Consider the following 18,354-nt stretch of genomic DNA (forward strand, 5'->3'; position numbering starts at 1 on the left):
GAGTTTGTGGTAATTGAAAGACTGTTGAGATTGTTTAAAAACAGTCAGACGAGAACGGTTTCGGCCGTTTTGTAACGTAACGTCACAACATTGGCGTTACGCGTGCGGCGTAACGTGGGAGGGCGTACAGGCTTGGGGGGCTTGGTTGTTTTACTGGTGGATTAGGTGTGCACATCTAACCTATCGTAAATCCTATGTGTAAGTCGTACCGAAACACCGTACAAATACGCAGTGCTCCCGGAAAGTTTTTTCGACCCGGCCTTAAAAGAGGTTGGAAGTTAAATAGGATCGGATATAGAATCCGGAGCAAGTGTAAGTAAATGTACAGCTCGGTACACGACGTTCGAGGAGGGTCACTATCGCGAATGTTAACTTGCATCAAATTGTGATACATACCCCTCGGGGTGATATATAAAGAAGGCGCACCTGGTTGTCGTTACTCAGGTTAACGAACAGCGCGGGGCAAGGGCCAGATATGCGGGGTTGCACAACGTATAAAAGGCCAAAAAACGTACATACAGGCACGAGGAATTAAAAAATGAAAGCACTCTTCAAGCGCTTCCTCAAGGAAGAAGACGGGGTTACCGCGATCGAGTATGGGCTGATTGCGGGTCTGATTGCGGTGGCAATCATCGCAAGCGTTTCGACGATCGGTTCGAATCTCGGAACCATGTTCTCGACTATCTCCAGTTGCGTGACCACGCCTGCTACCTGTAAGGCCAGTTGATCTCCGTGTTCCGCTGAGGCGGCGAGCGAACGCACTGGGGTTCGCTCGTCCTCCTGCGGGCGGTTGGTTGTTGTCATGGCGCATCTTTTGTTCGGCGGGATTTTCCTCGCCTGGGCTACGTTCGTCGGAAACGCTGATATTCGGTATCGGCGTATTCCGAATTCACTGGTTATTGCGGGTTTGGCAGGCGCTTTGGTAGGCGCTGCCGCCAGTGGAAATCCGTTCGGGGTTACCGTGGTTCAGTCGCTGATCGGCGCGTCGGTGGGCCTTGTCTGCTTTTTCCCCTTCTTCGCATTACGTGTGATGGGCGCGGCAGACGTCAAGGTATTCGCCGTGCTCGGTGCGTGGTGCGGCGTGCAAGCGTTGCCATGGTTCTGGGCTATCGCAAGTATCGCCGCGGGTTTCCACGCGCTCTGGTTAATGGTGCTGTCACGGACTTCGATTGCTGCGCTGTACAAGCGCGGTACGCCCGCGATGGCACTCGGTGGCCGTCGAGCGACGCCTTACGCAGCGTTTCTCGTGATGCCCGCTGCTGCTTGGTTTCTGTATCTTATGCGTGTGAGGGGAGTGTGATGGCTCGGTGGGCGCAAGCACGCCAGTCGCCCGCGCGGCGGCGGCAACGGGGAGTGGCGGCGATCGAGTTCGCGTTCGTATTTCCCTTGTTCTTCCTGATTTTTTACGCGATCGTCACGTTCGGGATGGTGTTCATCATCCAGCAAAGCCTGACATTCGCCGCATCCGAAGGCGCGCGCGCTGCGCTGAACTACGCATCGGCGCCGTGCGATCGGCTGCAGGTCAATGCGCGAAATGCCGTGACGCAAGCATTGGGCGGCGCGCCGTGGTCGAAGAATGTCAGTTTCGCCGCACAAGTTTCCACATCGGTACCTGCACCCACATCGACGCCCGGCGTGACCTGCGGCACGACATTCGCATCGACGTCCACATCCGCATTCAACGTGATGGTCACAACGACCTACTCATACGCGGCGAATCCGCTGATTCCGTGGATATTCATATTCAACGCGCCGCAACTGCAGAGCAGTGCGACCGTGCAGGTTCAGCCCAGCATGCTTTGAATCGCACACCTATCGAATGTTGTCGCCCGACCGTTGCCACGCTCCAGAACCTGATTCCGGCATCCCCATATCAACATGGCCAACAATCTGACAAAAATCATCGCGGGGTTGCTGATTGCGATCGCTGTTCTGCTCGGAATCTACGCATGGATGCTTGGACGCAGTACGTCGCGTCCTGTCCCTGTACAACAGGCCGCCGCTGCGAGCCCGGTGCCGGTGGTCATCGCGACGCGCACGCTGCAGGCCGGTCAGCCGATTGCCGCCGATGCGTTGAAAGTTCAACCGACCGCTCCCGCGCCTGGAGGCGTGTTTGCCGATCCGGCCACCCTGGTCGGTCGGGTTCCTGCGAGGGACATCCCGGCGTCCGCACCGATCGTGTCGGACGCACTGGTATCCGGGCTCGCCGAGGACGTTCAGCCGGGCGAACGCGCAATTGCGGTTCACGTCGACGAGACCAATGCGGTCGGCAATCGGCTCCGGCCGGGCAACTTCGTCGACGTATTCGTGAACCTGAAGCGTGAAGGGGGCGGCGCGATGTTCGACGGCGAAGTTTCGCAGACGCAAGCGCGGCTGCTGATGTCGAAGGTTCGCGTGCTGTCGTTCGGTGACGCGACACCGGACCGCGACAGCGGTAACAACACGAACGGCAATAACGGCCAGCCGAGCAATGCGCGCATCGCGATACTCGCGGTGCCGACCGCGCAGGTCGATGCACTGACACTCGGCGAGGCGAGCGGCCGGCTGACGCTCGCGTTGCGCAATCCGCGCGACGACGAGCTTGCGACGCAGACGGTGGCGGTGCGCACGGACAACAAGCTGTCGCCGTCGGCGCTTGCCGCGGCCGGCGTATCGCTGCAACAACTGTCCGGCACGTCGAGGACCGCGGTGGCCAACGTGAATGTGCCGCCGCTGCCGTCGCGCCTGCCGCCGGCGACGCGGCCCGGCGGCAGCGGAGGCGGGGGCGGCATCGAGGTGATCCGTGGCGGCCGGTCGGAAACGGTTGCGTATTGAGCAACATCGATGGCCATCGATATCAGCGACAAGTAACGGCCGTGCGACGGTCCAACAAACAATGAAAAACATACTGATTGCATTCGCGATTGCGCTCTGGACCCTGACATTCGCCTCCATTGCAAGCGCGAGCGGCACGATCGAACTCGCGGTCGGCGCGCAGCGGCAGATTTCCGCCGGCCGCGCGCTGCAGCGGGTCGCCGTCGGCGATCCGGCGATCGCCGATGTGCTCATCATGAAGGGAAGTCGTTCCGGTTCGGTGCTGCTGACCGCGAAAGCGCCGGGTGCGACGAACGTGATGTTGTGGGAGCGCGGTCACGATGAGCCGACGGTGTGGAGCGTGGAAGTCGTCGATGCGGCTGCGCAAGCGGTACTCGACGGTTCGACGCCGCAGGTGAAAGCCTACGGCGGGACGTCGGTGCTGCGGGGAACGTCGGCATCGCTCGATGCGCACGAACGGGCCGCGGCGGTCGCCAAGAACATGAGCCCCAAAGGTACGGTGATCGATCGCTCGACGCTGGCCGGCAAGAACGTCGTGCAGGTCGACGTTCGGGTGGTGGAATTCAGTCGCTCGGTGCTCAAGCAGGTCGGCTTCAACTTCTTCAAGCAGAGCAACGGCTTTTCGTTCGGTTCGTTCGCACCGGGCGGCGTGCAGTCGTATAACGGCGGATCGGGCCCGGGCACGGGCGGGTACATTCCGACGCTTGGCGCACCGGTGGCATCGGCATTCAACCTGGTCGTGAACGCAGCGGGCCGTGGCATCTTCGCCGACCTGTCGTTGCTCGAAGCCAACAACATGGCGCGCGTGCTCGCGGAGCCGACGCTCGTCGCACTATCCGGCCAGAGCGCCAGCTTCCTCGCAGGCGGCGAGATTCCGGTGCCGTCGCCGCAGGGGCTCGGCTCGACCGCGATCCAGTGGAAGCAATACGGTGTCGGGCTGTCGCTGACCCCGACGGTGCTGAGCCCGAACCGGATCGCGCTGAAGGTCGCGCCGGAATCGAGCCAGCTCGACTTCGTGAACAGCGTGACGATCAGCGGCGTCGCCGTGCCGGGCATCACGACGCGCCGTGCCGATACGACGGTCGAACTCGGTGACGGCGAGAGCTTCGTGATTGGCGGCCTGATCGACCGCCAGACGATGTCGAACGTGAACAAGGTACCGCTGCTGGGTGACCTGCCGATCATCGGCACGTTCTTCAAGAACCTGAACTACCAGCAGAACGACAAGGAATTGCTGATCATCGTGACACCGCATCTCGTCGCACCGATTGCGAAGGGCGCGGTACTGCCGGCGACGCCCGGCGAATTGTCCGAGCAGCGTGACGGGCCGGTGTGGCGATCCTATCTGGGCGGTGCGGCGTCGCCGGATGCAGCACCGGGCTTTTCGAAATGAATCTGAAGCATTGCGCGTCGCGGCACATCGCTACGCCTTGCGTAATCGGGGGTGTTCGACATGAATGCACGAACCCAATCATTGTGTGAACCCGCCGTGACCGACTACTTCATTTGTGCATCGACGAAGGAAGCGCACGTGCGCTGGCTTGCCGATACGCTGGTGTCGGCCGGGGCGGTCGAGGCCGCGGCGCTGGAGCCGGGCGCGCTTGCGCAGCGCATCACGGGGCTCAATCCGGCACTTGTGTTCATCGATTTCTCCGACCGCAGCGACGCGGCGAGCGTCGCTGCTGCCACGATACGCGCGGCACATCCGGGGTTGCCCATCGTTGCGCTCGGCTCGCTCACCCAGCCGGAGAGCACGCTCGCCGCACTGCGCGCGGGCGTACGCGATTTCATCGACGTGTCGGCCTCGGCCGAGGAAGCATTGCGGACGACGCGTGGATTGCTGTCCCACGTTGGCGAGCCGACGAGCCGTCACGGCAAGGTCGTCGCGTTGCTCGGGGCGCGTGCGGGCATGGGCGTCAGCACGCTTGCCGCGAATCTCGCGGTCTGGCTGCAGAAGCGGGCGCTCGGCCCGGGTGCGGCGGGCGGCCCTGACGGCGGCGCGCCGGTCGGTCGCCAAACCGCGCTGATCGATCTGGGGTTGCCGACCGGTGACGGCGCATTGTTCCTGAACACGCGCTGTGAATTCCATTTCATCGACGCCGTGCAGAATCTGCGCCGCATCGATCGCACGTTCGTGAACACCGCACTCACGCGGCACCAGAGCGGCCTCGCACTGACGTCACTGCCACCGGACCTTGGCGCGCTGCGCGACGTGTCTTATGCGTCATGCATCGGTTTGCTGAACCGTTTTCGCGCGTTCTTCGACCAGCAGGTCGTCGATCTCGGCGGCTTCTCGAATCGCGAGTTCGTCACGCAGATCGCCGCATCGACCGATGAGGCGTGGCTTGTCTGCGATCAGGGCGTCGCATCGATCGTGTCGGCGGCCGATCTGCTCACCGGGCTGCGCGATGCGGGCATCGATACCGATCGCGTCAAGCTCGTGGTCAATCAGTACGATCCCGCGCTGGACCTGATGCCCGGGCAGATCGCCGAGCGTCTCGGATTGTCGCTGGTCGGTACCATGCCCGCGCGTCGCGTCGCGATCGGCCGTGCTGCGAACCAGGGGCGGCTCATCGTCGATGCAGCGGAGCGCGATCCGTACGTGCGCGCACTCGAATCCCTCGCCGCGCGGCTGCCCGGCGTATCGGGCATGGCGGGCGCGTCGCGCGCCGCGCCGGGCCTGTCCGTGCTCAAGCGTTTCATTCAACCCTCGTCCAAGCGGTCGTAACCGATGGCACACGACATTCAATTTGCCGACGGCGCAGCGCCGTTCTCCCAGACGCAGCAATTCCACGACATCAAGAATGCCGCGCACGAGCACCTGCTGACGCGTATCGAGGAACTGGGCGCCGAGTTCGGCCGATGGTCGCGCCAGGCGATCAATCAGTTCGTCGATCTCGAGATCGACAGTTTCGTGCGCCTGCGCCGCATTCCGCTCAACGAGAACGAAGTGCGTGCGATCGCCGAGGCGCTGACGAAGGAACTCGCGGGCTTCGGGCCGATCGAGGACCTGCTCGCGGATCCGGCGGTCGAGGACATCCTGATCAACGGCTACAAGGACGTGTACGTGTCGCGTCACGGGATCCTCGCGAAGCTGCCGCTACGCTTCACCGACAACGCGCATCTGCTGCGAATCGTGCGCCGAATCCTCGCGCCGATCGGGCGCCGTCTCGACGAGTCGAACCCGATGGTCGACGCGCGACTGCCCGATGGCGGACGCGTGAACGTCGTGATCGAGCCCTTGTCGATCGACGGCCCGATCGTGTCGATCCGGAAATTCCGCAAGGATCCCCTCAAGCCCTCGGACCTGCTCGGCAACGGCACGTATAACGAAGAGATCGGCGCGCTGCTCGAGGCGGCGGTCGAGGCACGTTGCAACGTGCTCGTGTCGGGCGGCACGAGTTCGGGAAAGACGTCGCTGCTCAACGCGCTCGCGTTCCACATTCCGGAGGCCGAACGTGTCGTGACGATCGAGGATACGGCCGAACTGTCGCTGAACCACCCGCACGTCGTGCGGCTCGAAAGCCGGCCGGGCGGGTTCGACGGTAGCGGCGTCGTGACGATTCGCGATCTGTTGCGCAACACGCTGCGGATGCGTCCGGACCGGATCATCGTCGGCGAAGTGCGCGGCGGTGAAGTGCTCGAAATGCTGCAGGCCATGAACACGGGCCACGACGGCTCGATGGGCACCGTGCATGCGAGCTCGCCGCGCGAATGCCTGTACCGTCTCGAGATGCTCGCCGGCTTCGCGGGATTCCAGGGGACCGAGTCGAGCCTGCGTCGCCAGATCGCGAACGCGATCGATTTCATCGTGCAGATCGGGCGGCTGTCGAATGGACGTCGCCGGATTCTGTCGATCACCGAAGTGACCGGTCTGTCCGACAACATCATCGCGACGCAGGAGCTGTATCGCTATGAAGCGCGCGTGACACCCGAGGGCGAGGAAGTCGATCACTGGGAATCGCTGGGCATTCATCCGCATTCGCCGAAGCTCGCACGCTTCCGCCAGACGCTGACGAGCAGCGGCCTGGGCGGTGGCGGTTTCGGCGGCGGCTTTGGCGGCGGAGGGTTCGGCCGCGGCGGGGGCTTCAATGTATAGCGCGATGATCTGGGTGCTCGCGGTCGCGATGCTGTGCGTGGCATCGGCACTGATGCTGTGGCGACATGCGGAAACCCGGCGCGTGCGCACCGATGCGAAGCGCTTCATCGACAGTCGGCTCGAACCCGGCGCACGTGTGGCGGCACCGGCTGCGAGATCGGCGTCACCAGCCGCGTCGCGGAGCGTGTCGTCATCCGGTGGCGCACGCGATGCCGCGTCTGGCGCTTTCTGGGTGCACTGGTATGCGGTCGCAACGGAGTATCTGACCAACCTCGTGAACCGTGCCGGAATCGAAGGCGCACGTGGCAAGGCGATCGTCGCGCTGGCGGTTCTCGTCGTGGTAGCGGCAATCGCGGGCGGCCGCGGCGGCGCGCTCGCGTGTTTTGCCGCACTTGTCTGCGGGAGCGCGATTTTCGGCATCTGGCTCACGTCGCGAATCCATCGGCGGCGACTGAAAATCGTCCGGCAGATTCCTTCGTTTCTGGACGGGATCGTGCGACTGGTGACGCTTGGCAATAGCGTGCCGGCTGCATTCCAGGCTGCGCTGCTGACGACGGAAGAACCGCTGCGGGGATGTCTCGATCACGTGTCCCGGATGTTGCGCACGGGAGTTGAGATCGATCGCGCGATGCTCCATATCGCGAAGATCTACCGGACGCAAGAATTCGAACTTCTCGGATCTGTGCTGCGGTTGTCGGTCAAGTATGGCGGTCGTGCGGACGTGATGCTCGAACGCATGGCTGTGTTCATGCGCGATCTCGAGCAGGCGGAACGCGAGCTGACGGCGATGTCGGCGGAGACACGGTTGTCGGCGTTCGTGCTCGTGATGCTGCCGATCGCGATCGGCAGCTTTGTCGTGATGACCAATCCAAAGTATCTGGAAGGTATGTGGATTGACCCGAGCGGACGCACGCTCCTCATCGTCGCGTTCCTGATGCAGGTTGCGGGTAGCGTGTGGTTGTATCGAATGGCTCGACTCAGGTGACGCGATGACGGCAACTCAGATCGGATCGGTTGCTCTGGCGCTCGGCGCGCTGGGCGTGCTCTTGTTTGGCGTGGTCGCGTTGCTGCGCGCGAGCGCGGCGTCACGTGCCGAACGTGCGTTGGCCGAGGCGCTCCACCAGCGTATGGCGGCACTCGAAGCGGCCAAGGTTCGGACCGCGGCGGATGACAGTGCTGACGCGAAGCCGGACACTCGTGGCCGCCAGTGCATCGAGCGGATGCTTGCACGGTTGTCGGTGGCGGGGATGCGCTGGCTCGACACCGGGTTCGGCAAGCACATCGTCGCGGAAGAGGATCGCCGTCTTCTCGAGCAATGTGGCTACGTCGATACGCGCACGCGCGGACTGTTCCTGAGCGCGCGAATCGCTTGCGGGATCGTGTCGCCGCTTCTGTTCGCGATATGCGCCAGCGGGCGAATGAAGGGCGGACACTGGATCATCGGGATGTTCGCCGCATTCGGGCTCGGCTTCATGCTGCCGAAGCTTTTCCTGCGGCGTCGTGCTGCGGCCCGTCGCCAAAGCGTCGTCGATGAACTGCCGCTGTTTGTCGACATGCTGCGCCTGTTGCAGGGTGTCGGCCTGTCGCTCGATCAAAGCCTGCAGGTCGTGACCAACGATTTCCGCGGGATGATGCCGGTGCTGTCGTCCGAGGTAGGAATCGCGCAGCGTCAGTTCGCGGCGGGCCGCACGCGCGATCAATCGATGCAGAGATTGTCGGGCGGGTTCGACAACGAGGATCTGCGCGCGATTGCCCGGTTGATGGTGCAGGTGGACAAGCACGGCGGCGCGGTACAGGAGCCGCTCAAGCAGTTCGGCGACCGACTGCGCGAGACGCGCCGCGCGATGCTGCGCGAGCGGATCGGTCGACTGACCGTGAAGATGACGGGTGTCATGGTCCTGACGCTGTTGCCTGCGCTGCTGATCGTGACGGCAGGCCCCGGGTTTCTGGCAGTGCTGCATGCGCTGTCGGCGCACCATTGATGGGTGGAAGGAAAGACGATGAAGCGGATCAGCAGGATGGCAAGGCACGCAAGCATGGCGACAGCGGTGCTGTTGCTTGGTGCTTGCGCGACCAAGGAAAGCGGGTACGGTGTCGGCGCACAGACGGAACGCGCGGCGCTGATTCAGGCGGCCGACCAGAAGCAGGCGGTACCGGATACGCCCGCGATGTATCTCGGCTTGATCCAGCGGATGCAGGCACAGGGTCTCTACTACGCGTCGCTCGCGCACATCGATGCTTACGACAGCGCGTATGGCGTGTCGCCGGACACGATCCTGCTGCGAGCGGACGCACTGCGCATGACCGACCAGCCGGCTGCCAGCACCGCTGCCTATACGCAGTTGCTGAAGACACGGCTCGCTGCGCGCGGTTATCGCGGGCTCGGGTTGGTCGCCGGTGCGGCCGGCGATTTCGGCCAGGCTGTGCAGGCTCTGACGCAGGCGTCCGACCTCGCGCCGACCGACGCGTCGCTGCTGTCCGATCTCGCTTATGCAAAATTGCGTAATGGCGATGTGGTCGGCGCGCGGGTGCCGCTGATGAAGGCGGCGGAGCTGGATCAACGCAATCCGAAGATCGTCAGCAACCTGGTGCTGTATCTGCTCGCTGCCGGGCGCACCCAGGATGCGCAACGGCTGATGAACCAGCAGCATCTGCCGTCAGATATCCGCAAGGACATCATTGGGGATGCCGCAAGAATTGCGGCCGCGGCACGGGCGCAGCAGCGTGCGGTCGCGACGCCACCGGTGGTGTCGCGGCGCGCCGCGACGGCACCAATCACGCCGATGGCGAACAATTTCGGCTATGACCAGACGGTGCCACTGCTGCAACGGTTTGCACAATGAACGGACAGGCGGGAACGACATGAACAATAAACAATATCGAAACACGTTTGCGCATCGAGTCGTGGTGTTGAGCGCGATCATGGGCATGGCGGTAGGCACTGCAGCCGCACAGGCGCAACAGGGAACGGCACCGGCCGCGTCCGACGTCGACCGTTCGACGAAGGAGTGGCTTTCGATGCAACGAGACAACCGCGCGGCGGCACCGACGCAGCCGATGCTCGGAGACGTCGCGTCGCTCGTTTATCAACGCTATCTCGATTCGTTCAAGAACAAGATTCCCGAGTCGATGAGCACGCAACTTGGTAGTTCGTCCGGCGGCATGTCGGGTAGCGGGCAGGGTGCGCAGTAAGCGAGATGACGATGCGCGCAGATCAACCATATGGAGCTCGGGGGCGCGGCGTTCGCTGGCCGGGGAAGCGACGTCAACGCGGCGCCATCGTCGTCATGGCGGCGATTTGGGTCCTGGTCGCGATTGTCGTGCTCGGGGTGATCGACATCGCGAATCTGTATTTGCAGAAGCGGGATCTGCAGCGGGTCGTGGACCTGGCCGCGCTGGCGGCAGTGCAGCCCATGACGAGCGATCCGAGCGGTTGCCTGAGCGATGCGAAAAACAACGTGACGACGAGTGCGAACATCAACGACAAGGGTTATGCGTTCACGTTGATCAGCACCACGGCGACGGCAAGTCCTACCGCGGGCAACGATCAGATTGCCGTCAGCTGCGGAAGGTGGGATCCGTCGACCGCTTACGTGACGCCGGCGCCGGCTTCGGCGAATGCGGCCCGGGTTACGGCCTACCGGCAGGTGAACTACTTCTTCCTGGGACTGCTGAGTCAGTTGAGTGGGCGGCGGGCCGTTGTCTCCGCTACGGCTACCGCACGCGCGGCGGCGATCGACACATTCAGCGTTGGTTCGACGCTTGCCAGCCTGAATACTTCGTCATCCGCGATACTCGATCCGCTACTCACCGGATTGCTGGGTTCCACGACCAACGTCAATGTGGGATTGGCGAGTTACCAGTCGTTGGCCGGGGCAAACGTCACGCTTGGGCAGCTGGCGAATGCGGCGGTGCAACTCGGCACGGACGGCATGTCGAGTCCGGCCAGCATCGGAAAGCTGCTCGGTCTCAATCTGACCGTAGCTGAAATCCTGAACCTTTCCGCCACAGCGATAGGCAGCAATACCACGGTCGGCACGGTGCTCTCCGCGCTGAGCAAAAATGTTGGTGCCAATGTCAATGTCAACAAGATCACTTTGGGGAGTCTCCTTCAATACTCGGGCAGCAATGCGGAGGCGGCGGCGAACGCCAGTGTCAATGTGCTTCAGTTGTTGCTCGCGACGGCGGAGATCGGTGCCTACAACAGTGCGCTGACGGTATCGGTCGGTCAAGCCAACTGCCCCGGCAGTGCGTTTTGCCCGCTTATTTCTGCCGTGTCGTCGCTGGTTCGAGTCAATAGCCTCCAATTGCAGGTGCTGGCACCGCCGTCGATTGGAATCGGGGAGGCCGGACAAGTGAACGGCATCTGGCGCACGCAGGCCTCGCAAGCGGAGATCGGGCTCTACGTCGATGTACAAGTGCTGTCGGATCCGCTGCCGCTGGGAATTCCTGGCCTGTTGACGCTTCAGCTTACGGGTCCGCACTTGCCCCTCTATATCATTCTGGGTGGCCCGGGTCGCGCCTGGCTGGCCAACACGAGTTGCCAATCGACCCCGGCATCGAGCACCGTGACGTTCGGTGCGTTGCCGGGTGTGGCGATGATTTGCGCCGGACAAAATACTGGGGGGACGCTGAACCTCAATTCCCCGAGCTGTGCGTCCAGCTCGGGCACGATTCCTGTTGCGAAGCTGTCGGGTGGGGGGCTACTCGGCAATTTTTCGCTTCTGCAAGTCGCCTTGTCGCTGTCGAACCCCGTAGCGTATGTCGGGAGCAGTACCAGTACCCCTATCTATAGCGGGCCGCCATTGCCGTCAATTCCGGGCGCGCTGAGCGCCAGCCTGCCGTTGAACGGTACGGGGATCCTCTATCCGAACAGTTCGCAGTACTCGTTCTGTAATACCAAGCCGAGTAACGGTGCGTGTACTTCGTCCGCATGGTCTCCGGGGCCCAACTGGACGACGTCGTCGACAGCGACCAACTCGCTCAACGTGCAACTGACCAACCTGTTGAACGGAACGTCGCTCCAGCTCAACGTTTTGGGACTGGATCTATCGATCCTGACTCAGATTCTTGAGCCGCTCACGGGGCAGCTCATTCCTTTGCTGCTCGGGCTCGTCAACCCGTTGATCAACCAGTTGGTCACGCCGTTGTTGACGGCATTAGGATTGCAAATCGGCCAACTGACCGTGATACAACACAGCCTGACTTGCAACGCCCCGCAAATCGTTCATTGAAAGCATCAACAATGAGAACCACCTCCGCAATCGCAGAACTCGACCTGTACGTCTGGGAAGGCAAGGCGGACATTGTCGACCGCGTTGCCCGCTGCATGGCGAGCTTCGACGTCGAAGTGATCCGCGCCGACAATGCGGAAATCTCGCCGGAGCGCGCCGCATTGCGGCCGTCGCTCGCGATCATCAGCGTGACGATGATCGAAACCGGTGCGGCGTTCCTGCGCGACTGGCAGGCCAACATCGGCATGCCGGTCGTCTGGGTCGGCGCGGCGCGCGACCACGACGCGTCGCAGTATCCGCCCGACTATTCGCACATCCTGCCGCTCGACTTCACCTGCGCTGAACTGCGCGGGATGGTCGGCAAGCTCGTCACGCAACTGCGCGCGCACGCTGCCGAAACGCTGCAGCCGTCCGAACTCGTCGCGCACTCGGAGTCGATGCAGGCGCTGCTGCACGAGGTCGACACGTTTGCCGACTGCGACACCAACGTGCTGCTGCACGGCGAAACCGGCGTCGGCAAGGAGCGCATCGCGCAATTGCTCCACGAAAAGCATTCGCGTTACCGGGACGGCGAATTCGTGCCGGTCAACTGCGGTGCGATTCCGGATGGTCTGTTCGAATCGCTGTTCTTCGGGCATGCGAAAGGCTCGTTTACCGGTGCGGTTGTTGCGCACAAAGGCTATTTCGAGCAGGCGGCGGGCGGCACGCTGTTCCTCGACGAAGTTGGCGATCTGCCGTTGTATCAGCAGGTCAAGCTGTTGCGCGTGCTCGAGGACGGCGCCGTGCTGCGGGTCGGCGCGACGACGCCGATCAAGGTCGATTTCCGTCTCGTCGCGGCCAGCAACAAGAAGCTGCCGCAGCTCGTGAAGGAAGGCCTGTTCCGCGCGGATCTTTACTATCGGCTCGCGGTGATCGAGTTGAGCATTCCGTCGCTGGAAGAGCGGGGCGCGGTCGACAAGATCGCGCTGTTCAAGTCGTTCGTCGCGGAGGTGGTCGGCGACGAACGGCTCGCGCAGCTGTCCGACCTGCCTTACTGGCTCGCGGAAGCGGTCGCGGACAGCTATTTCCCCGGCAACGTGCGCGAACTGCGCAACCTTGCGGAGCGCGTCGGCGTGACGGTGCGTCAAACGGGCGGCTGGGATGCCGCGCGACTGCAGCGGCTGGTCGCGCATGCGCGCAATTCGGCGCAGCCGGTGCCGGTGGAGAGCGCGGCGGAGGTCTTCGTCGACCGCAGCAAGTGGGACATGAACGAACGCAGCCGCGTGATCGCGGCCCTCGACGCAAACGGCTGGCGGCGCCAGGATACAGCGCAGCAGCTCGGCATCAGCCGGAAGGTACTGTGGGAAAAGATGCGCAAATATCAGATATTCGACGAAGAGCCCGAGACCCGCGAAAGCGAGTAATTAATGAGATAAAATCGCGCAGAATTACAACGACACGGGCGGGGAATCGAAATTCATGAGCCATATGACGGGGTTAGGGCGGGCGTGTGTGTTGCTCGCCATGATGGGAGGCATGCAGGGCGCGTTCGCGCAGGGGTTGGCGGGCAATACATCGCCGGCGGTACAGCAGGCGTCGGCACCAGTGGCGACGATTCCGGTGATCGATCAGCAGGTTCAGACGTCGGTGCAGCCGCAGGCGGGTGAGACGACCGGGCAGAGTACGGTCGACGAACTGCAGCGCCTGATCCAGGCGCATTCGCTGACGGAAATGCGCACCAGCTATAACGGCAGCTACGGCGCGAGCCAGTTGTTCAGCGTGAAGGACGGTTCCTATTTCGTCGCGCTGTTCCAGCAGAAGGCGTTCTGGCGCGTGATCAAGACTTACGACGAAACGCGGGCGGAAGCGATCTATCGCGATTTCTCGCGTCAGGCGGAACGGTTGGCCGTCAACGAGCTGCGTGCGGCGAAGCTGGAATCGCTGAAGGTGCAGACGGACCGGCAGATCGAAGTCACGCAGGAGCGGGCACGGCGTCTGCAGGCCGACATCTCGATAGCACGGGAGCAGCAGGCGGCGGTGACGGATCGCCAGAAGAGCGTCCGCAACGAAACGGCGGCGTTGCAGGCGCAACAGGCGGCGCTTCAGTCGCAATTGCGCGCATTGCAGCAACAGGTGCGTTCGCTGCAGCGCGAGGCCGACGCAGGCTTGCCGACGACGGCACACTGAGCGATCACGGCACGGCCGGTGCGGCGACATGCCGCGCCGACCCACCAGGAAAAAGGGCAAGCCGCTTGGCTTGCCCTTTTGTTTTACTGGCCGTCCGGCACGATTCGCCGGCGGCGCGTGACGATCACCGGCCCGTTGCCGCCGCGTGCGTCGGACGGCGACGCGCTGCCCGATGCGTCGCCGGCATCGCGCGGTGCGCCGTAGCTTTCGCGCGGGGCGCTGTAGCCTTCGCGGGGCTCGCGCGGCGCGCCATAACCCTCGCGCGGTTCGCGGGAGCCATAGCCTTCACGCGGTTCACGGGAACCGTAACCTTCACGCGGTTCACGCGAGCCGTAGCCGCCATCGCCGCGCGACTCGCGGGGGCCGCCGTGCGAGCCGTACGGGCTGTGGCCGCCGCCTTCGCGGCCGCCCGGCCGACCGCCGGTACGCGGGCCGCGGGGGCCGCCGCCGCCCGGGCGCGAGCCGCCCGTGTCGAGCTGGATCGTGGAAATCGCACGCTTGTAGATGCCTTGCAGACCCACGGGGGTGCGCAGCATCACCAGGTACTGGTCGAACGACTCGATACACCCCGTCAGACGAATGCCGTTGACGAGATAGATTTCAACACGCTTACGTTCCTTGCGCGCCGAATTGATGAAGTCGTTTTGCGGATGGGATTCTGCGGGATTGGCCATTGAGGTGCGGCAGGAGCCTGCGTCAGAGAATATGTTGTGCGTGTGTGTGGCGTGGTCGCCCACCAAGGGTTTGGCGGGATTTTACCCTGTTCGTTCCACCAGCGCGCAGTCGCGATTGTGTCGAACCGTAACCCACTATAGACGTTCCCGTGCATTTTCGCGATTCGGTCAAATGGCTAGTGCCGTTTCGTTACGTCGCGTTACGACTCTCGCAACGGCGTAGCACCTGGCGGCGCGCGTCGGGATTACATTCGACGCCCATGCCGGGCAGGCCGGCGGATCCGGGAAGGGGAACATGAACAAGAGGGGATTGGCGGTGTGGATCGGGGGCGTGGCATTGCTCGCTTCCGGCAGTGCAATGGCGGGGCACGTCGACCTGTCGGTGGGTATCGGCGTGCCGGTCGCGCCGGTCTATGTCGAGCCGGCACCGGTCTATGTAGCGCCGCAGCCGGCGGTGGTCGCGTATCCGGGTTACGGATACGGCTACTACGGCGACGAGGACGACGAAGGCTACCGGAAATGGCGCAAGCACTATTACAAGCATTGGCGCAAGCATCACGACGATGACGACGATTGACCGCGACGTGCGTGGCGCCGGTGACGGTCAGAACGCGTAGTCCGGGTTCTTCGGGTCGAACGCGGATTCGTCGAGCGTCGCCGGCGCGATCTTCTCGATGACGATCCGCTCGAAGATCTTGCCGTCGTTGTCATAGGACTCGACGGTGCGGAAGTAGGGGGCGTGCAGGTCGAGCCCGAGGATTTCCTTCTTCGCGTAGAACTGCGGTCGGCCGGTCGGCGTCTCGTAGGTGAGCGCGACGACGCGCACGCCGCCGATCGTCTTCGTTTCCACCTGCGTCGGCCGCTGCACGCCGGCTTCCTGGTATTTCTTTCCTTCGGTCAGGTACAGGTTCGTGATGAACTCGGTGCCGAGATCCTTCACCTGGTGATTCGACTGTGCTCGCGCGAGTGCGCCGTCGAGTGCCGTCCACAACGGAATCCTGCCGAGCAGGCCGCCGAGATGACCGTACATCTCGTCCTTGCGCTGCGTGGTGTCGTAGATCGTCTCCTGTCCCGCATGCGCGCCGCCCGGCAGCCATTTCGCATAAACCCGCAACGGCTCACGGGTCGTCTTCACGAGCATGCGGTCGGGCGTGTCGTACCATTTCCCGCTGATGCGTTCCTGACGCACCATCGTGAACTGGTACGACGGATAGCCATTGGGACCATTGCGGATATAGAGCGGTACGGCGAGCGGATCGAGTGCCTTGAACAGCGCCGTGAGCGTCGCGTCGTCGAGTTGTGCGAGCGTGCCGCGCTGTGCGGCCGTGCGCAGCCAGCGCGCCTGCTGCGCGACCGGTTCGCGCGCGACCTTCGCCAGGTCCGCCGGCAGTGCGGCCTCTTGTGCCGCGCTCGCGGCATCGGTGGTTTCCTGCGCATGCAGGCCGGCTTGCGCGAGCGACAGCATGCACGCGACCGCCGCGGCGGCGTGCCGTGTGCGGCGCTTCGTTCCTTCGTTCATCGACAGCGTCTCCCGGGGCGTTGGATCGTTCAGCCTTGCTTCGTCGCCTTGAGCTTGGCGAGTTCCTCGTCGCGCAGCGCGCGGCGCAGGATCTTGCCGACGTTCGTCTGCGGCAGCGCGTCGCGGAACTCGACGAACTTCGGCATCTTGTAGCCGGTCAGGTTCTTGCGGCAGTGCGCGAGCACGTCGTCGACCGTCAGCGTCGGGTCGCGGCGCACGACGAACACCTTGATCCGTTCGCCCTGCACTTCGTCCGGGATGCCGATCGCAGCGGCTTCGCTGATGCCCGGATGCGCGACCAGCACTTCCTCGATCTCGTTCGGATACACGTTGAAGCCCGAGACGAGGATCATGTCCTTCTTGCGGTCGATGAGACGGATGAAGCCGCGCTCGTCCATCACGCCGATGTCGCCGGTACCGAGCCAGCCGTCGGCGTCGATCACCTTCGCGGTCTCGTCGGGCCGCTGCCAGTAGCCGCGCATCACCTGCGGGCCGTGCACGCACAGCTCGCCCGGTTCGCCGACGGCGGCCCAGGTGCCGTCCTCGCGGCGAAAGCGCACGCGTGTCGACGGGGCGGGCAGGCCGATCGAGCCGCTGAACGCGGCCATGTCGTCCAGGTCAACCGGATTCATCGTGACGATCGGCGAGCATTCGGTGAGCCCGTAGCCTTCGACGACCGGCCGGCCCGTGACCTGCTGAAACCGCTCCGCGACCGCGCGCTGCATCGCCATGCCGCCCGCCATCGCGAGCTTGAGCTTCGAGAAGTCACGCTTGCGGAATTCCTCGTTGTCGAGGAACGCGTTGTACAGCGTGTTGATCCCGGTGATCCCGGTGAACGTTTCGTTGCGGATGATCTTCATCACCATGTTCATGTCGCGCGGGTTCGCGATCAGGATGTTGCGCCCGCCGAGCCCCATGAAGATGAACGCGTTCACCGTCAGCGAATAGATGTGATAGAGCGGCAGCGGCGTCAGTACGGTCTCGACGTCGCCCGAGACCTGGTCGGCGATCCACGCCTTGGCCTGCAGCAGGTTCGCGATCAGGTTGCCGTGCGTGAGCATCGCGCCTTTCGCGACGCCGGTCGTGCCGCCCGTGTATTGCAGGAATGCGAGATCGTCGCGCGTCGGCTGCACCGGTTGCGGTTTGGCGCGCGCGCCGAGCGCGAGGGCGGAGCGCAAGCGGATCGCCTGTGGCAGGCTGTAGGCCGGCACGAGCTTCTTCACGTGCTTCAGCACGAAATTGATCAGGCGTCCCTTTGCATTGAAACCGTCGGCGAGCAGGTCGCCGAGCGCGGTGACGACGATGTTCTTCACCTGTGTTTCGGGTAGCGCGTCCTGTAGTGTGCGGGCGAAGTTCTCGAACACGATGATCGTTTGCGCGCCGCTGTCCTTCAACTGGTGCGCGAGTTCGCGCGCGGTGTAGAGCGGGTTGACGTTGACGACGATCGCGCCGGCCTTCAGCGTTCCGAACAGCGCGACCGGGTACTGGAACGTGTTCGGCAGCATGATCGCGACGCGGTCGCCTGGCTTCACGCCGGTGCTTTGCAGATACGACGCGAACGCATCGACTTTCTGCGCGAGCGTGCGGTAGGTCATCGATGCGCCTGCGCTTACGTAGGCGACCCGCTCGGCGAAGCGCGTCGTGCATTCGTCGAAGAACTGCACGAGCGAGGCGTATTGCGTGACGTCGATCTCGTGCGGCACACCGGGCGGATACGACGCGTACCAGATGCCGTCGCTGTTCGGCGGGAGCTGGGCCGGTTCGGTTGCTGCGAATGATGACATGATGTGTCTCCGTGTCGGTGAGAGTTAGCGCTTTAGCGCTTACTCTCACCCCATGCTTTGCGGT

Annotated in this window: 18 protein-coding genes; 15 read left to right on the top strand and 3 right to left on the bottom strand. The window is 63.5% G+C overall.

Annotated features, from left to right (window positions below):
• Nucleotides 1–538 precede the first annotated feature (538 nt).
• The 14 genes from DIE06_RS25975 (at nt 539) to DIE06_RS26040 (ending at nt 14,313) form a co-directional block, all read left to right on the top strand.
• Nucleotides 539–727, top strand: coding sequence for a Flp family type IVb pilin (locus tag DIE06_RS25975; protein ID WP_124663832.1), 189 nt, complete (start codon nt 539–541; stop codon nt 725–727).
• A 75-nt stretch (nt 728–802) separates the two neighbouring features.
• Nucleotides 803–1,300, top strand: coding sequence for a prepilin peptidase (locus DIE06_RS25980; RefSeq protein ID WP_124663833.1), 498 nt, complete (start codon nt 803–805; stop codon nt 1,298–1,300).
• Entirely contained in the window at nt 1,300–1,803 is a 504-nt protein-coding gene (locus DIE06_RS25985) for a TadE/TadG family type IV pilus assembly protein (protein ID WP_124663834.1), read from the top strand. Before DIE06_RS25980 ends, DIE06_RS25985 begins: the two co-directional genes overlap by 1 nt.
• A 75-nt stretch (nt 1,804–1,878) precedes the next feature.
• Entirely contained in the window at nt 1,879–2,814 is a 936-nt protein-coding gene (gene cpaB / locus DIE06_RS25990) for a Flp pilus assembly protein CpaB (RefSeq protein WP_124663835.1), read from the top strand.
• A gap of 61 nt (nt 2,815–2,875) precedes the next feature.
• Nucleotides 2,876–4,207, top strand: coding sequence for a type II and III secretion system protein family protein (locus tag DIE06_RS25995; RefSeq protein ID WP_124663836.1), 1,332 nt, complete (start codon nt 2,876–2,878; stop codon nt 4,205–4,207).
• A 60-nt stretch (nt 4,208–4,267) separates the two neighbouring features.
• Nucleotides 4,268–5,542, top strand: coding sequence for a fimbrial protein (locus DIE06_RS26000; RefSeq protein WP_124663837.1), 1,275 nt, complete (start codon nt 4,268–4,270; stop codon nt 5,540–5,542).
• 3 nt (nt 5,543–5,545) lie between these two features.
• On the top strand, nt 5,546–6,913 hold the full coding sequence (locus DIE06_RS26005) for a CpaF family protein (RefSeq protein WP_124663838.1): 1,368 nt from the start codon (nt 5,546–5,548) through the stop codon (nt 6,911–6,913).
• Nucleotides 6,906–7,898, top strand: a complete 993-nt coding sequence (locus tag DIE06_RS26010; protein ID WP_124663839.1) for a type II secretion system F family protein — start codon at nt 6,906–6,908, stop codon at nt 7,896–7,898. Before DIE06_RS26005 ends, DIE06_RS26010 begins: the two co-directional genes overlap by 8 nt.
• Before the next feature lie 4 nt (nt 7,899–7,902).
• Nucleotides 7,903–8,895, top strand: coding sequence for a type II secretion system F family protein (locus tag DIE06_RS26015; protein ID WP_124663840.1), 993 nt, complete (start codon nt 7,903–7,905; stop codon nt 8,893–8,895).
• An 18-nt stretch (nt 8,896–8,913) separates the two neighbouring features.
• Entirely contained in the window at nt 8,914–9,756 is an 843-nt protein-coding gene (locus tag DIE06_RS26020; protein WP_124663841.1) for a tetratricopeptide repeat protein, read from the top strand.
• Nucleotides 9,757–9,775: 19 nt separating this feature from the next.
• Entirely contained in the window at nt 9,776–10,105 is a 330-nt protein-coding gene (locus tag DIE06_RS26025) for a DUF3613 domain-containing protein (protein WP_124663842.1), read from the top strand.
• An 11-nt stretch (nt 10,106–10,116) separates the two neighbouring features.
• Complete coding sequence (locus tag DIE06_RS26030) at nt 10,117–12,147, top strand: TadG family pilus assembly protein (RefSeq protein WP_185733478.1); 2,031 nt, start codon at nt 10,117–10,119, stop codon at nt 12,145–12,147.
• Nucleotides 12,148–12,158: 11 nt separating this feature from the next.
• Entirely contained in the window at nt 12,159–13,550 is a 1,392-nt protein-coding gene (locus DIE06_RS26035) for a sigma 54-interacting transcriptional regulator (RefSeq protein WP_124663844.1), read from the top strand.
• Nucleotides 13,551–13,605: 55 nt separating this feature from the next.
• Complete coding sequence (locus tag DIE06_RS26040) at nt 13,606–14,313, top strand: DUF2968 domain-containing protein (protein ID WP_124663845.1); 708 nt, start codon at nt 13,606–13,608, stop codon at nt 14,311–14,313.
• Nucleotides 14,314–14,396: 83 nt separating this feature from the next.
• Here DIE06_RS26040 and hfq read toward each other — a convergent pair whose 3' ends face one another.
• Nucleotides 14,397–14,987 carry an RNA chaperone Hfq gene (gene hfq, locus DIE06_RS26045; protein WP_124663871.1) on the bottom strand — a complete coding sequence of 197 codons (591 nt, stop codon included), beginning with the start codon at nt 14,985–14,987 and terminating at the stop codon, nt 14,397–14,399.
• A gap of 295 nt (nt 14,988–15,282) precedes the next feature.
• Between hfq and DIE06_RS26050 the strand changes: the two genes are divergently transcribed.
• Entirely contained in the window at nt 15,283–15,564 is a 282-nt protein-coding gene (locus tag DIE06_RS26050; RefSeq protein WP_124663846.1) for a PXPV repeat protein, read from the top strand.
• Between the two features lie 27 nt (nt 15,565–15,591).
• Here DIE06_RS26050 and DIE06_RS26055 read toward each other — a convergent pair whose 3' ends face one another.
• Nucleotides 15,592–16,506 (bottom strand): DUF1571 domain-containing protein, encoded by a 915-nt coding sequence (locus DIE06_RS26055; RefSeq protein WP_124663847.1) that lies wholly within the window; start codon nt 16,504–16,506, stop codon nt 15,592–15,594.
• Between the two features lie 29 nt (nt 16,507–16,535).
• Nucleotides 16,536–18,290, bottom strand: a complete 1,755-nt coding sequence (locus DIE06_RS26060; RefSeq protein ID WP_124663848.1) for an AMP-binding protein — start codon at nt 18,288–18,290, stop codon at nt 16,536–16,538.
• Nucleotides 18,291–18,354: the final 64 nt, after the last annotated feature.

It is taken from the genome of Burkholderia sp. Bp8998 (assembly GCF_003854235.1).
Taxonomy (GTDB): Bacteria; Pseudomonadota; Gammaproteobacteria; order Burkholderiales; family Burkholderiaceae; genus Burkholderia.